Source organism: Paracoccus haematequi (assembly GCF_900631945.1).
Classification (GTDB): Bacteria; Pseudomonadota; Alphaproteobacteria; order Rhodobacterales; family Rhodobacteraceae; genus Paracoccus; species Paracoccus haematequi_A.
This window is the reverse complement of record NZ_UZWE01000026.1, coordinates 77,333-91,633: the sequence shown is the minus strand read 5'-3', so window position 1 is coordinate 91,633 and position 14,301 is coordinate 77,333. Positions and strand designations below refer to the sequence as shown.

The 14,301-nt window shown below is 73.1% G+C and carries 15 protein-coding genes and 1 riboswitch; of the genes, 1 reads left to right on the top strand and 14 read right to left on the bottom strand.

Features of this window, described 5'->3' with window-relative positions; translation table 11 throughout:
* Positions 1 to 19: 19 nt before the first annotated feature.
* Genes PARHAE_RS07445 through cbiE form a run of 5 tightly spaced genes read right to left on the bottom strand, consistent with a single transcriptional unit; the run spans position 20 to position 3,936 of the window.
* Entirely contained in the window at positions 20 to 334 is a 315-nt protein-coding gene (locus tag PARHAE_RS07445; protein ID WP_126153980.1) for a DUF1636 family protein, read from the bottom strand.
* The gene (locus tag PARHAE_RS07440; protein ID WP_126153979.1) at positions 331 to 1,629 is read right to left on the bottom strand and encodes a cobyrinic acid a,c-diamide synthase CobB; all 1,299 of its coding nucleotides are present in this window, start codon (positions 1,627 to 1,629) and stop codon (positions 331 to 333) included. Before PARHAE_RS07440 ends, PARHAE_RS07445 begins: the two co-directional genes overlap by 4 nt.
* Entirely contained in the window at positions 1,626 to 2,399 is a 774-nt protein-coding gene (gene cobM / locus PARHAE_RS07435) for a precorrin-4 C(11)-methyltransferase (protein WP_126153978.1), read from the bottom strand. The genes PARHAE_RS07440 and cobM overlap by 4 nt, the downstream gene beginning before the upstream one ends.
* Positions 2,396 to 2,758: a cobalamin biosynthesis protein gene (locus tag PARHAE_RS07430; RefSeq protein WP_126153977.1), complete on the bottom strand. Its 363-nt coding sequence runs from the start codon at positions 2,756 to 2,758 to the stop codon at positions 2,396 to 2,398. Before PARHAE_RS07430 ends, cobM begins: the two co-directional genes overlap by 4 nt.
* Positions 2,755 to 3,936: a precorrin-6y C5,15-methyltransferase (decarboxylating) subunit CbiE gene (cbiE, locus tag PARHAE_RS07425; RefSeq protein WP_126153976.1), complete on the bottom strand. Its 1,182-nt coding sequence runs from the start codon at positions 3,934 to 3,936 to the stop codon at positions 2,755 to 2,757. The genes PARHAE_RS07430 and cbiE overlap by 4 nt, the downstream gene beginning before the upstream one ends.
* Between cbiE and PARHAE_RS07420 the strand changes: the two genes are divergently transcribed.
* Complete coding sequence (locus tag PARHAE_RS07420; RefSeq protein ID WP_126153975.1) at positions 3,935 to 4,675, top strand: cobalt-precorrin-6A reductase; 741 nt, start codon at positions 3,935 to 3,937, stop codon at positions 4,673 to 4,675. The two genes, cbiE and PARHAE_RS07420, sit on opposite strands and share 2 nt — an antisense overlap.
* Here PARHAE_RS07420 and cobJ read toward each other — a convergent pair.
* From cobJ to dapB, 9 genes are all read right to left on the bottom strand, one after another.
* Positions 4,654 to 5,388, bottom strand: coding sequence for a precorrin-3B C(17)-methyltransferase (cobJ, locus tag PARHAE_RS07415; protein WP_126153974.1), 735 nt, complete (start codon positions 5,386 to 5,388; stop codon positions 4,654 to 4,656). The genes PARHAE_RS07420 and cobJ overlap by 22 nt on opposite strands.
* The gene (gene cobI, locus PARHAE_RS07410; RefSeq protein WP_126154085.1) at positions 5,385 to 6,098 is read right to left on the bottom strand and encodes a precorrin-2 C(20)-methyltransferase; all 714 of its coding nucleotides are present in this window, start codon (positions 6,096 to 6,098) and stop codon (positions 5,385 to 5,387) included. Before cobI ends, cobJ begins: the two co-directional genes overlap by 4 nt.
* Positions 6,098 to 6,727, bottom strand: a complete 630-nt coding sequence (locus PARHAE_RS07405; protein WP_126153973.1) for a precorrin-8X methylmutase — start codon at positions 6,725 to 6,727, stop codon at positions 6,098 to 6,100. Before PARHAE_RS07405 ends, cobI begins: the two co-directional genes overlap by 1 nt.
* A complete protein-coding gene (locus PARHAE_RS07400) occupies positions 6,711 to 7,877 on the bottom strand; it encodes a cobalamin biosynthesis protein CobG (RefSeq protein WP_241232709.1) in 1,167 nt (388 codons plus the stop codon). The genes PARHAE_RS07405 and PARHAE_RS07400 overlap by 17 nt, the downstream gene beginning before the upstream one ends.
* Positions 7,835 to 11,071 (bottom strand): cobaltochelatase subunit CobN, encoded by a 3,237-nt coding sequence (gene cobN, locus PARHAE_RS07395; protein WP_126153971.1) that lies wholly within the window; start codon positions 11,069 to 11,071, stop codon positions 7,835 to 7,837. Before cobN ends, PARHAE_RS07400 begins: the two co-directional genes overlap by 43 nt.
* Position 11,072: 1 nt before the next feature.
* Entirely contained in the window at positions 11,073 to 12,104 is a 1,032-nt protein-coding gene (cobW, locus tag PARHAE_RS07390; protein ID WP_126153970.1) for a cobalamin biosynthesis protein CobW, read from the bottom strand.
* Positions 12,105 to 12,455, bottom strand: a complete 351-nt coding sequence (locus PARHAE_RS07385; protein WP_126153969.1) for a DUF1636 domain-containing protein — start codon at positions 12,453 to 12,455, stop codon at positions 12,105 to 12,107. It lies immediately after the preceding gene.
* A 117-nt stretch (positions 12,456 to 12,572) separates the two neighbouring features.
* Positions 12,573 to 12,777: riboswitch (cobalamin riboswitch) on the bottom strand.
* Between the two features lie 247 nt (positions 12,778 to 13,024).
* The gene (locus tag PARHAE_RS07380) at positions 13,025 to 13,462 is read right to left on the bottom strand and encodes an HIT family protein (protein ID WP_126153968.1); all 438 of its coding nucleotides are present in this window, start codon (positions 13,460 to 13,462) and stop codon (positions 13,025 to 13,027) included.
* Positions 13,462 to 14,298: a 4-hydroxy-tetrahydrodipicolinate reductase gene (gene dapB / locus PARHAE_RS07375; RefSeq protein WP_126153967.1), complete on the bottom strand. Its 837-nt coding sequence runs from the start codon at positions 14,296 to 14,298 to the stop codon at positions 13,462 to 13,464. The genes PARHAE_RS07380 and dapB overlap by 1 nt, the downstream gene beginning before the upstream one ends.
* Between the last annotated feature and the right edge of the window lie 3 nt (positions 14,299 to 14,301).

Genomic DNA, 14,301 nt, shown 5'->3' with positions numbered 1-14,301 from the left:
GCACCGCCGGGGCCGGTGGTCAAGCGCCGGGAATGCGCGCCAGAACCTTGAAGCGCAGCGGACCCAGCGGGCGCGCATCGCGGATCTCTCCGCCCGGCGCGGCGTGGTAGAGATCCAGGAACCGGCGCAGCCGCTGGCCGTCGCCGCCGTCCACCGGCCCGAACAGATAGGCCATCCGCCCCGGCGCCCTGACCGCCACGGAGCCGCCGCTGCGGCAGCCGGACATGCAGCCCGCCGCGCGCACCGTGCAGGCGGTCCCGCCAAGCGCGGCCCGGATCGCCGCCAGCCTGTCTGCCCCGCCGGGGCATTCGGCGCAGACGAAGACGCAGGTCATGCGGCCTGCGCGATCAGGTGGAAGAAGGTGCCGGTGACGCGGCCGCGCCGCGATCCAGTTTCCGCCACCGCCGCGCCGTCGGCATCCTGCACCTGGGCCAGGGCGGCATCCGGCTGGTCGAGGATGGTGGAATAATGGAACTCGTGCCCCCGCAGCCGCGTCCCGGCGGGCAGGCCCGGCATCGGGTCCGACAGCCGCGCCAGCCGATAGCCCAGATGCATCCGCCGTTGTTGATAGCTGGTGACCAGCCCCAGCAGCCCGGCCATCGGATGGCTGGTCCCGGCCGCGTCGATCAGCGCCCGGCCCAGCACCATGTAGCCCCCGCATTCGCCATGCACCGGACGGATGGCCGCAAAGCGGCGCAGCCCCTCCAGGAACCGAGCCGCGCCCGCGATCCGCCCGGCATGCAGTTCGGGATAGCCCCCCGGCAGCCAGCAGACATCCGCGTCCGGCGGCGGCTGATCGGCCAGAGGAGAGAACGTCAGCACCTCGGCCCCCTGCCGCAGCCAGCCGTCCAGAAGATGCGGATAGACAAAGGAAAACGCCTGATCCTGCGCCAACGCGATCCGCTGGCCGGGCGGCGGCACCGGGCGCCCGCCGGTCCACGGCACGGCACGCCCCCGCGCCGCGGCCCGGACGGCGTCCAGATCGACATGGGCGCGCAGGAAGGCCGCATAGGCGCGGATCGCGGTTTCCAGATCCGGGTGTTCCGCCGCCTGCACCAGGCCCAGATGCCGTTCCGGGATGGTCAGGTCGCCGCGCCGGGGCAGCGCCCCCAGGACGGGGATGCCCCGCGCCTGGAAGGCCAGGCGGCACAGCCGTTCGTGCCGGGCCGAGGCGACGCGGTTCAGGATCACCCCCGCCACCCGCACATCATCGCGGAACCCGGCCATGCCCAGGGCCAGGGCCGCCGCCGTCTGCGCCTGGCCCGAGACATCCAGCACCAGCAGCACCGGCCAGCCGGTCAGCGCGGCGATGTCGGCGCTGGCGCCGTTGCCGGTCTCGCCATTCGCCGCCACGCCGTCGAACAGGCCCATCGACCCCTCGGCCAGGGCGAAGCCGTCCGCCCGCGCCAGCTGAGTCGCCAGCAGGCCCATGGGCATCGACCAGCTGTCCAGATTGAAGGACGCCCGCCCGCAGGCCGCGCGGTGAAACGCCGGGTCGATATAGTCGGGGCCGCATTTGAACGGCTGCACGGCCACGCCGTCCTCGGCCAGGCAGCGCAGCAGGCCCAGCATCACCGTGGTCTTGCCGCTGCCCGACCGCGCGGCCGAGACGATCAGCCCCGCCGTCACGGCGCCACCGCGTCGCCGCGCCCGCCGCGAAAGCGCCGGTCGTAATCGGCGGCGTACAGGCGGCTGTCGTCGAATCCCTCTTGCGCAAGGGCGCGGCCGACCAGGATCAGGGCGGTGCGCTCGATCCCGTCGCCGACCTGCGCGGCGATGTCGGCCAGGGTGCCGCGCACCAGCCGCTGGTCGGGCCAGCTTGCCCGCCAGACGACGGCCGCCGGGCAGTCGGCGCCGTAATGGGGGATCAGTTCGGCGGCGACCTGGGCCAGCCGGTGGATCGACAGATGCAGCGCCAGGGTCGCGCCGGTCGCGGCGAAGGCGGCAAGGCTTTCGCCCTGCGGCATGGCCGAGGCGCGGCCCGCCGTGCGGGTCAGCACCACGCTTTGCGCAAGGCCCGGCAGGGTCAGTTCAGCCCCCAGGGCGGCGGCGGCGGCGGCAAAGGACGGCACGCCCGGCGTCACCGTATAGGGGATTCCCGCCGCGCGCAGGCGGCGCAACTGTTCGCCCATGGCCGACCAGACGGACAGATCGCCCGAATGCAGCCGCGCCACGTCAAGGCCGCCCTCATGCGCCGCTGCGATCTGGGCCATGATGGCGTCCAGGTCCAGCGGCGCGGTGTCGACGATCTGGCAGCCGGGCGGGCAATGGGCCAGCACCGCCGGGGGGATCAGCGATCCGGCATACAGGCAGACGGGCGATGCCGCGATCAGGTCGCGCCCGCGCAGCGTCAGCAGGTCGGGGGCGCCGGGACCGGCGCCGATGAAATGGACGGTCATGGATCGACTCCTTCCGCGACGGCGGCGGTCGCCATGCGGTCCTGGCTGATGGTGCGGGGCGCCAGCAGGCGCGCGCCAGGCCCGGCGGCGATCAGCGCGCAGGCTTCGGCGACGGTGCCGGTGCGGTGGGTGCGTAGCGACGGCGGGCCTTGCGTGGGGGTGGGTGTGCGGGCCAGCGCATCGGGCGGGATCAGGGTCAGGGCCAGACCGGATGCGGCCAGTTCGGCGGCCAGGGGATCGGCCGCCTTGACCGCCGGAATGGCGATCCGCGTCAGCCCGCCGCCTCCGGCGCGGCGCAGCGCATCGCGGACCGAATCCAGCGTGGCCCCGCTGCGAAATCCGACGCCTGCATGTCTCATCGCGTCACGCTCCATTGCACGACCGGATAGCTTGCCTTCCAGCCTCGCCTGCGCCCCAGCGGCGCGGCCTCGGACAGTTCTATCCGCAGCAGGCTGCCGCCCTGGGCATGGTGCCAGGCGGCCAGCAGCGCCTCGGTTTCCAGGGTCACGGCATGGGCGACAAGGCGGCACCCCGCGGGCAGGCGGCCCCACAGCGCGGCCAGCAGGGCGTCGTCGCCGCCGCCGCCGACAAAGACGGCATCGGGGGGCGGCAGTCCGTCCAGCAGGTCCAGGGCCTCTCCCGCCCGGATCGCCAGCCGCCCCGCGCCCAGCCGGTCGGCGTTCCCGCGCGCCCGTTCGGCGCGTGCTACGTCCCGCTCGATCGCGACGGCGCGGCAGGACGGGTCGGCCAGCAGCCATTCGATCCCCACCGATCCCGACCCGGCGCCGATATCCCACAGCATCTCGCCGGGGCGCGGCGCCAGGGCCGACAGCGCCAGGGCGCGGACCGGCCGTTTGGTGATCTGGCCGTCATGGTCGAACCAGTCATCCGCCAGGCCCGAGGCGTGGGGCATGATCCGGCCCGCGCCCTGGACCGTCACGGCAACCGCGACCAGGGCGCCTATATCGGCCAGGTCCAGCGCCTCGGCGCGGGCATGGCGGATCCGTTCGCGCGCGCCGCCCAGATGCTCCATGACCGCCAGGGCGCTGTCCCCGAACCCCTCGGCCGCCAGCCAGCGGGCCAGCTCGGCCACTGCCGCGCCGTCGCGCAGCGTCAGGATCGCGCGGCGGCCCGGCGCGAGATGTGGGCGCAGTCCCGCCAGCGGCGCGGCGTGCAGGCCCAGGCACAGCGTATCCTCGATCCGCCAGCCGATGCGCGCGGCGGCCAGGGAAAAGACCGAGGGCGCGGGGAAGGCCCGCCATTCGCCGGGCGCCAGGGCGGCCGCAAGCGTGCCGCCCGCGCCGTGCCAGAACGGATCCCCGGAAGCCAGGACCGCCACCGGCTGCCCGCGCAGCGCCAGCACCGGGGCGATGGAAAAGGGCACCGGCCAGGGGCGGCGGTCGGGATGGTCGATCATCGCCAGATGACGCGGCCCGCCGAACACCGCCGCCGCCGATCGCAGCGCATGGCGGCTTGCGGCGGACAGACCGTCCGGGCCATCCTCGCCGATACCGATGATGGAAAGCCATTCAGCCATGACGACCCTGATCCTTGGCGGCACGACCGAGGCCAGCCGCCTTGCCGCGGCGATGGCCCAGAGGGGGATGGCGGCGATCCTGTCCTATGCGGGCCGGGTCCAGTCGCCCCGTCCGCAGCCGGTGCCGGTGCGGGTGGGCGGCTTCGGCGGGGCCGCAGGGCTGGCCGGCTGGCTGCGGGCGAACCGGATCGCCCGGATCGTCGATGCGACCCATCCCTTTGCCGCGCGGATCAGCCGCAACGCGGTGGCGGCAAGCGCGCTGACCGGCCTGCCGCTGCTGGCGCTGGAACGGCCCGCATGGCAGCCCGGTCCAGGCGACGACTGGACCGAGGTGGCCGACATGGCCGCGGCGGCGCGCGCCCTGGACGGCCCGCCGCGCCGGGTGTTCCTGTCCATCGGCCGCCAGCAGCTTGCGGATTTCAGGGGCCAGGCGCAGCACCATTATCTGCTGCGCCTGGTGGACCGTCCCGACGATCCGCTGCCGCTGCCGGATGCGACCGTGGTGATCGCGCGCGGACCCTTCGATGTGGCGGGCGACCGGGCGCTGCTGGAAGGCCACCGCATCGACCTGATCGTTGCCAAGAACGCGGGCGGCGGCGGGGCCAGCGCCAAGCTGGCGGCTGCCCGCGCCATGGGCATTCCGGTGGTGATGATCGCCCGGCCGCCCGTGCCGGATCGCCCCACCGCCGCGACGGTCGAGGATGTGCTGGCCTGGTGTCATGCCGACCTCGGCGTATAGACGAAGCGGCCGATGCGCCGCGTCCGGGACGAGCCGACCAGAACCACCGTGCGCATGTCGGCCATCTCGGGCGTGGCCTGCGACAGGGCGACGGTGCGGATCTGCTGGCCGGGGGTCGAGACGGCGCGGGCGAAGGTGATCAGCCGGTCGGGGCCGCAGATCCCGCGCAGCAGATCCAGAACCGCGCCGAACTGATGCGGGCGGCTGGCCGAGCGGGGATTATAGAAGGCCATCGCGAAATCGGCCTGGACCGCCAGCCGCACGCGTTCCAGCACCAGATCAAGCGGCTTGAGATTGTCCGACAGGTTGATGGCGCAGAAATCATGCCCCAGGGGCGCGCCCGCCGCCGCCGCCGCCGCCAGCATCGCGGTGATCCCCGGCAGCACCCGCAGATCCAGGCCCTGCCAGTCGGCCGGGCCGCGCTCCAGCGCCTCGAACACGGCCGAGGCCATGGCGAAGACCCCCGGATCCCCGGACGAGACGACCACCACCCGCCGCCCCTGGGCGGCCAGGGTCAACGCCCGCGTGGCGCGGTCCAGTTCCACCCGGTTGTCAGAGGGGTGCAGCACCAGCCCCGCGCGCGGCGCGATGCGGGCGACATAGGGACCATAGCCGATCACGTCGGTGGCCTGGTCCAGGGCGTCCCGCACCTCGGCCGTCATCATCCCGGCGGCGCCGGGGCCAAGCCCCGCGATGACCAGCCGGCCGGTCACGGCCTGCGCCCCTGGCCGTGGATCAGCACGATCGAGAAATAGGGCACCGGCCCCTCGACATCCGCCAGGCGGCGCACCCGCTGGCCCGGCATGGTGCCGTATTCGACCAGCCAGGCCTGGTCCAGCCGTCGGGCGGCGGTCAGCGCCGCGCGCAGCCGCCCCAGGTTGCGGCCGATCTTCATCACCACAAGCGCGTCGGTATCGGCGATCCGGCGCGCAAGTTCGGCTTCGGGCAGGGTCGCGGGCAGCACGGTCAGGATGTCGTCGCCCCAGGTGATCGGCTGGCCCGTCGCGGTCCAGCATCCGGCCATGCCGGGGATGCCCGGAACCACCTCGACCAGATCGCGCGGCAGGCGGGCGTGCAGATGCATGAAGGATCCGAAAAAGAACGGATCGCCTTCGCACAGCACCACCACATCGTCCGTCAGGGCGGCTTCTTGCAGCCGCGCGGCCCAGTCGTCGTAAAAGGCCCGCAGCGCGGCGCCATAGGCGGGATCCTGGACGGCGATTTCGGTGGTGACGGGATATTCCATCGCCAGTTCGACGGCGCCCGCCGGGATCAGCCCCTCGGCGATGCGGCGCGCCTGTCCGGGGCGGCCACCCTTGCGGAAATAGGCGACGACGCGCGCCCGTGTCAGGTGCCGGTGGGCACGCAGGCTCATCAGGTCGGGGTCGCCGGGGCCAAGGCCGATGCACAGGATTTTGCCCATCATTCGACCCGGCTGGCCAGGGCGTTGACCGCAGCGACGGTGATCGCCGACCCGCCAAGCCGTCCGTCCACGATGCACCAGGGCGCCGGGTCGTCAGCCGCCAGGGCAGCCTTGGATTCCGCCGCGCCGATGAAGCCGACCGGGCAGCCGATGATGGCGGCGGGACGCGGGCAGGCCGGATCCTCCAGCATGTTCAGCAGGTGGAACAGCGCGGTGGGTGCATTGCCGATGGCCACGACCGCGCCCGCCAGATGCGGCCGCCACAGTTCCAGCGCGGCGGCCGAACGGGTCGTGCCCAGGCTGGCGGCCAGGCCGGGAACCTCGGGCGCGTGCAGGGTGCAGAGGACGGGGTTCCCGGCGGGCAGGCGGGCGCGGGTGATCCCCTCGCTGACCATGCGCGCGTCGCAGAGGATCGGCGCGCCCCCTTCCAGCGCCCGGCGCGCGGCGATGGCGAAGCCGGGGGCAAAGCGGATATGCGCCGCAAGATCCACCATCCCGCAGGCATGGATCATGCGGACGGCGACGATCTCCTCATCGGGGGCGAAGCGCGACAGGTCGGCCTCGGCGCGGATGGTCGCGAAAGAGGCGCGATAGATCGCGGCGCCGTCGGTTTCATAAAGATGGGGCATGGGGGTCTTTCAGCAGGGCGGCAATGTCGGCGGGATCCAGGCTGCGGCGCTGCGGCGGATCGCCGGGACGGCCGCCGCGCAGCAGATCGAAGTGGCCGTCTCGTCCGGTCAGCACCAGGTCGGCGGGCCGGGGATGGGCGCAGCCCTTGGCGCATCCGGCGACATGCAGGACCGCGCCCGGCGGCACCAGGGGCGCAAGGTCGCGGGCAAGGCGCATCGTCTCGACACTGGCCGAGGAGCAGCGGGGCTTGCCCACGCAGACCGCCACCCGCAGGCGCGGATCGTCCGGGTCGGTGATGGCCTGGGGATGCCGGGGTGGCGACGCGGCCTCGATGACCAGCGACCGCCAGGGGGTCGGCCGCGCGGGCGCGACGGCGATGGCGCGCAGCGCATCCGTGGCCATCCGCCCGAAAGGCGCGGCGACGCAGGTGCCCGGCGCGGCCGGGCCGGGCCGCAGCGGCGGGGTCGTCAGGGGCGCGGCATCGGCGGCCAGCGGCGGGCGTGCGCCGCCGCCCACCAGCAGCCCCATCCGCCGCGCGCCGGGCTGTGCCGCGAACCAGTGCGCCAGCGCGATAAGGCGGGTCACAGCCCGCGCGTCGGGGACCGCTTCGCCGCGCGCCATGCCCTCGGCGCGCAGGATCAGGCCCGACGACGACCGCTCGATCCGCAGGTCGGCCGATGCGCCGGTCAGGATCGCCGCCGGGCCGGTGTCGATCGCAAAGCCGAACTTGGCAGGCAGGGGCGGCAATTCGGCCAGGCGCGCCGCGAGTTCGGCCGCCAGGGCCATCGTGGGATCGCCTTGGGTCCAGATCGGCGACACCAGGATATTGCGGCGCGTCTCCTGCGCGGGATCGGTGTCGATCAGATCCAGCCGCCGCAGATCCGCCTGGACGGCCTCCAGATCGGCAGGCGCGACCGCGCGCAGTTGCAGGTTCGCCCGGCTGGTCAGCGTGACCGCGCCGTCGCCGAACCGCTCTGCCAGATCGGCCAGGCCCAGCATCTGCGCGGGCGTCAGCCGCCCGGAACGGGGGCGGACGCGCAGCACCAGCCCGTCGCCGGACGGCATCGGCGTCAGCGCGCCGGGGCACCAGCCCTTGACCCGCCCGCTCATCTGATCCCCGCCGCGATGCTGTTGGACCGGCTTTGCCATAGCCCGGCGTCTGCCAGGGCCGCGAATGTCGCCCGCATCGCCTCCTGGGCCTGGGGATTGCTGGCCTCCAGGAAAGCCGCCACCCGAGGATCGCCCAGGGTCGCGGCGTGATAGAGATCGAACAGATGCGGCGGCACCACTCCGGCCAGATGCGCGAAGGCCGCCATGTGGTCCAGGGTGGCGGCGATTTCCGCCGCGCCGCGAAAGCCGTGCCGCATCATCGATTCCAGCCAGCGGGGATTGACGGCCCGCGCGCGGACCACGCGCGCGATCTCCTCGGGCAGGGTGCGGGCGCGGGGGGCGTCGGGGCGGGTCGCGTCCAGGTGGTAGAGGGCGGCCCGACCGCCCAGGGCGGCCAGGGCGGCGGCGAAACCGGCCTCGTGGCTGGCGTAATCCTCGGCCAGCAGCAGGTCGGTTTCGGGAAGATCCTGAAGGTGGACGAAAGCGTCGGCGCCGCGCAGCCGGGCCTCAAGCATCGCGCGCGCGGGGGCGCCTTCGGCATCGTGGCCCGAGGCGGCAAGCCATGCCTCTCCGGCCGCCTGCCGGGCCTCGGGGGTGAACGGTCCCGTCGCAAGCCCCAGGCCATAGCGGGCGGGGGCGGGGGCGAAGACGCGCGGCCCGGACGGCGCCGCGACATAGGGGTTCATGTCGGCGGCCTCGTCGCGCCGGGCCAGCGCCGCCGTCGTCTGTTCGAACAGCCGGGCCAGGTCGGGGAACACGTCGCGGAACAGGCCCGAGACGCGCAGCGTCACGTCGATGCGCGGCCGGTCCAGCAGCGCCAGCGGCACGATCTGAAATCCGGTGACGCGGCCCGACTGGTCGTCCCAGACCGGCGCCGCCCCGGCCAGGTGCAGCGCCATGGCGAATTCCTCGCCCGCCGTGCGCATGGTGGCCGACCCCCACAGGTTCACCACCAGCCCGCGCGGCCAGTCGCCCTGGTCCTGCAAATGGCGGCGCAGCAGTTCCTCGGCCAGCCTGACGCCCTGTGCATGGGCGGCGGCCGAGGGCACGGCGCGGGGATCGGTGCCGAAAAGATTGCGCCCGGTCGGCAGCACGTCCCTGCGCCCGCGCCAGGGCGATCCCGACGGCCCCGGTTCGATCCGGCGGCCCGCCAGGGCGTCCAGCAGCGCGGCCTTTTCGGCGGCGGCCGAAGCCGCGTCGCCCGTGAAGCCCCGGCCATCGGGCGTGCCGCGCCCCCAGACATGCAGACCTTCGGCGAATTGCGAATCCTTCACGTCGCAGACGAAGCGGTCGATCAGCGGAATCGCCTCGGCCGGGCTGGCATGGCCGGGGATGCCCAGGTCGTCCTCGACCCCGGCCGACTGCGCCTCGGCCCGGATGGCGGCGACCAGCCGAGCCTGTCGGGGGGCGTCCATCCCATCGGCCAGCGAATATTCGTCCAGCAGCCGTTCCAGGCGCAGGAACGGCGCGGGCGTGCCCGAGGGCGCAAGCGGCGGCGGCAGGTGGCCCAGCGTCACCGCGCCCAGCCTGCGACGGGCCTGCGCCGCCTCGCCCGGATCGTTGACGATGAAGGGATAGATCACCGGCAGCGCCCCGGTCAGCGCCTGGGGCCAGCAGGCGGGCGACAGCGCGGCGGCCTTGCCGGGCAGCCATTCCAGCGTGCCATGCGCGCCGATATGGACCAGCGCGTCGGCCTGGTCCTGAAGCCACAGGTAAAAGGCGACATAGGCGTGGCGCGGAGTGCGGGTGGTGTCGTGGTATTCGCCCTCGCGGTCGGCGGGCTGGCCGCGTTCGGGTTGCAGCGCGATCAGCGCGTTGCCGCGCCGGATCGCGGCAAAGGCGAAGGCGCCGCCTTCGATGGCCGCGTCATCCTCGGGCGCGCCATGGGCCGTATGCAGGGCCTGGCGCAGGGGGTCCGGCAGGCGGGACAGCGCCCGCCGGTATTCCGCCAGAGGCCAGTGGATGCGGCCGGTCGCAAGCGCCTGTTCCAGCGGCGCCGCGCCCGCGTCCTGTCCCAGGTCGGCCAGCATCGCCTGGGCCGAGGCGATGGCGTCCAGGCCCACCGCATGGGCCATCCGATGCGCCTTGCCGGGATAGGTGGACAGGATCAGGGCGACGCGCCGCCGGGCGGGCAGGGTCGTGGACAGCCGGTGCCAACCCGCCACCCGGTCCACGGCGGCGGCGACCTGGGCCGGATCGGCGCGGTGCCGGGCGCGGGCGAATTGCAGGTCGGGATCCCACGCGGCGGCATCCTTGAAAGAGATCGCCCCGGCGCCGATGCGACCGTCGACCTCGGGCAGGGCGATGTGCATCGCCAGGTCCGAGGGCGATACGCCGCGATCCGATCCGGCCCAAGCGCGGCGGTCGTTGGTCGCATGGATCACCTGGAAGACCGGCGCGCCGGGGGCATCCAGCGGCGATCCCTTGTCCGAGCGCGCCGAAAAGGCGGTGGCGTTGACGATGGCGGCCGGGGCAAGGCCGGGCAGCGTGGCGCGCAGCCAGTCCGCCGCGGCCCTGTCCTTGAGGCTGGGCAGGAACAGGCCCGCGGCGCGGAAGCCCCTTGCGTCGAACGCCGCGATCAGCGCGCCGATTCCATCGGTATCCGCCGCCGCCAGCCAGGCGCGATAGAAGGGGATCGCCACCAGGGGGCCAGCGCCGCTGGGCGGACCGTCCGACGGACCCGTGCCGGGATGCCAGAACCCGAAGGGCGGCAGCGCCTTCGACCCCGCCACCGGCCCCGCATACAGCCCTGCGGCCAGCGCAAGCTGGGCCAGCGCCGCCTGCGCCGCGACCTCTCCGCCCGCATCGCACAGCGCGGTCAGCCGCCGCAGCGTCGACGGCGGCAGGTTCGAGGCCCGGTCCAGCGCCTCGTCCGGGCGGCCGTCCGCAGGCAGAACGGCCAGGGCGATGCCGTTCCGCCGGGCCAGCCGGGACAGCTGTTCCACCCCATAGGACCACCAGGATGCCCCGCCGATCAGCCGGACCAGGATGCCCCTGGCCTGCGACAGGGTGCGCTCGATATAGGTATCGACCGACAGCGGATGCGTCAGCCCCGCAAGGTTCGCCAGCCGCAGCGAGGGCAGCGAGGCCCGCCCCCGGTGCCATCCCGCCGCGAAGGCGCCCAGGTCGCTGTCGGAAAAGGACAGCACCACCAGATCCGCAGGCGTCTGCCCCAGATCGCGCGGCGCGGCCCCTTCCTCCAGCCCGTGGGTTTCGCGGAACAGGACGTGCATGTCAGGAAAGCGCGGCTTCGATGGCGGCGCGGTCGATGTCGCCCTTTTCGGCGATCACCACCAGCCGTCCGCGCCGGGGCCGGTCGCCCCAGGGGCGGTCGAACTGATGGCGGACGCGCGGCCCCACCGCCTGCACCAACAGCCGCAGAGGCTTGCCCGAGACCGCGACATGGCCTTTGACGCGCAGGATGTTCCGGCGGCTGGCCAACGCCTGAATCCTGTCCGCCAGCGCGTCGGGATCGGCCTGTTCCGGCAGGTCAACGACGATGGTGTCGAAATCGTCATGGTCGTGATCCTCGGCCCCGTCATGGTGCGAGGGGCGGGCGTCCAACCCGTCCTCTGCCGCGGCACCCAGGCCCAGGACCACGCGGGCGTCGATGACGCCTTCGGCCAAAGGCAGCATGGGCAGGGGCCGGGGGGCCTCGGTCTCGATCGCCGCGCGGGCGCGGGCCAGGCCGTCCGGGCCCGCCAGGTCGGGCTTGGACAGCAGCACCAGGTCGGCGCAGGCGATCTGGTCCTCGAAGACCTCGGACAGCGGCGTCTCGTGATCGGCATCCGCGCCGTCGCCCGCATCGGCATTGCCGGGCCGGGCGGGATCGGGGGCGAAGCGGCCCGCCGCCACGGCCTCGGCGTCGGCCACCGCGATCACCCCGTCGATGGTGATGCGCGAACGCAGGTCTGGCCAGTCGAAGGCCTTCAACAGCGGCTTGGGCAGCGCCAGGCCGGATGTCTCGATGACGATGTGATCGGGGCGCGGGTCCATCGCCATCAGCCGCTGGATCGAGGGGATGAATTCGTCGGCAACCGTGCAGCAGATGCAGCCGTTGGTCAGTTCGACGATATTCGCCTCGGGGCAATTGGCGTCGGCGCAGTCGCGGATCAGCTCGCCGTCCACGCCCACGTCGCCGAATTCGTTGACCAGGACCGCCAGCCGCCGCCCGCCGGGATGTTGCAGCAGGTGCCGGATCAGCGTGGTCTTTCCGGCCCCCAGGAATCCGGTGACGATGGTAACGGGGGTTTTCTCAAGCGACATTCAGGCCTCCTGCGGCGGGATGCGGGCGATGGTGTTCTTGCGGATGACGGGGGGGCGGTCGCGCCAGGGCACCACGCCGTCGTCGGACGCGGCATAGGCGCGGATCATGGCGATCAGGTCGTCCAGATCGCGGTCGGGATCCAGCGCGCCCTGGACATAGGTCCAGCGTCCCGCCCCGCGCAGCACCACGGCGCAGCCGCGCGCGCAGGCGGACAGGCATTCCTGCCGCCGATGGCCGATCCCGGCGGCGGCCAGGGCGTCGGACAGGCGACGGCCGTCGCGTTCGGCCTGGGGGTCGGCCCCCGGAAGGCGGCAGGTGGTGCAGACCACCAGTTCATATGTCTCAGCCACGGCCCCTCCGGCCAGATGCCTTGTGGCGGCGGGATGGACGGGCCAAAGGGTCGTCGGCCATGGGCCAGGACCATCCGGCACAGCGACATCACCCCGGTCGCGCGCGTTTCACGGCCCCTTCCGGGGCGGGTGCTGGCAGGTCTCCCGGCTTGCGGATGTCAGGGACTGGCCCTGGCGGCTGTCCTGCCTTCCCGGCCTGGGGGCCAGTGGCGGTGGACATCCTCTCCGGTCACGGTCGCGGGGGCGGCTGCGCTTGGGCCGGGTGGCCTGGCGCATTCCCTCTTCGCCTGCCACAGGCAGGAACCAGCACCGCCAGCCAAGCCACGAACCGTCCCCCAAGTCAAGCGAGGTCGCCCCGATCCCCGTTCGGCGTTGCGCGGCCCGGCTGGTAGAGCGCCGAACCAGGACCGAAACCGGCGGCCCCCGCGCGTCCCCGGCTGGTTGCGCGGCAACAACGGCTCGATGGCCGCCCAAGCCCAAATCCTGACGCCATTCTCCGTCCCTCCCATGACAAGCATGGAGCGAATCAGAGGGATGGGCGTCGATCATATCCTGATCGGGTTCGGGGCTTAGGCCCGCAACGCCGCCTTCAGGTCGCCGGCGATCCGCGCCATCTCCTCGGGCGGCAGTTGCGGCGGGGCGGTGAAGCCCTCGGGCCCCTCGCCCAGATAGGCCAGCGAGGTCACGTCATGGACATGGTGCATCGGCACGACATGGGCGTGGGCATGGGCGACATGGATGCCGGTATAGAGCATCGACACGCGCGGGACGCCATAGAGCCGCTTCATCGCGCGGGCCAGGCCCTGCGCGCAGGTGGTGATGCGGGTCGCGAGGTCGGGGGGCAGATCCTCGAACCAGACATGATGCGCCTTGGGAATCACCAGGGTGTGGCCCGGCCGCACCGGATACAGGTCCAGGAAGGCCAGGATATGGTCGTCCTCGTGCAGGACATGGGCGGGCAGGCCGCCCGCCGCGATCCGGCAGAACAGGCAATCTTCGCTGGCCATCAGTTCAGCCCCAGCACGTCCTGCATGTCGTATTCGCCCGGCCCCTTGTCCTGGCCCCAGATCGCCGCGCGGATGGCGCCGCGCGCGAAGATCGCCCGGTCGGTCGCCAGGTGGCGCAGCACGATCCGTTCGCCTTCGCCCGCGAAGATCACGTCATGTTCGCCCACCACGTCGCCGCCGCGGATGGCCGCGAAGCCGATGGAACCCGGCGCCCGCGCGCCGGTGATCCCTTCGCGCGCGGGCGTGCGCAGGTCGGCCAGCGTCTTGCCGCGCCCTTCGGCGGCGGCCTCGCCCAGCATCAGCGCGGTGCCCGAGGGCGCGTCGACCTTCATGCGGTGATGGGCCTCGACCACCTCGATGTCCCAGTCCTCGCCCAGGGCGGCGGCGACCTTGCGGGTCAGGCCGACCAGCAGGTTGACGCCCAGGCTCATGTTGCCTGCGCGGATGATCGGCGCGTGGCGGGCGCAGGCCTTCAGGTAATCCAGATGCGCCTGTTCCAGCCCGGTTGTGCCGATCACATGCACCGCGCGGGCCTGCGCGGTCAGTTCGGCGAAGGCCACGGTCGCTGCGGGCGCGGTGAAGTCGATCACCGCCTGCGCCTGCGCGATCACCGTCACCGCGTCGTCGCTGACCGCGACGCCCAGGGGCGCGCCGCCCATGCATTCGCCCACATCTTGGCCGATCCAGGCATGGCCGGGCCGTTCCAGGGCGCCCGCCAGCCGCACTTCGGGGTTGTCCGCGATCAGCCGGATCAGCATCTGCCCCATCCGCCCGGATGCGCCGGTGACGACGATCCCCGGCAGGGCGGGCGCGTCGGTGTTTTGCAGATCGCTCATGGC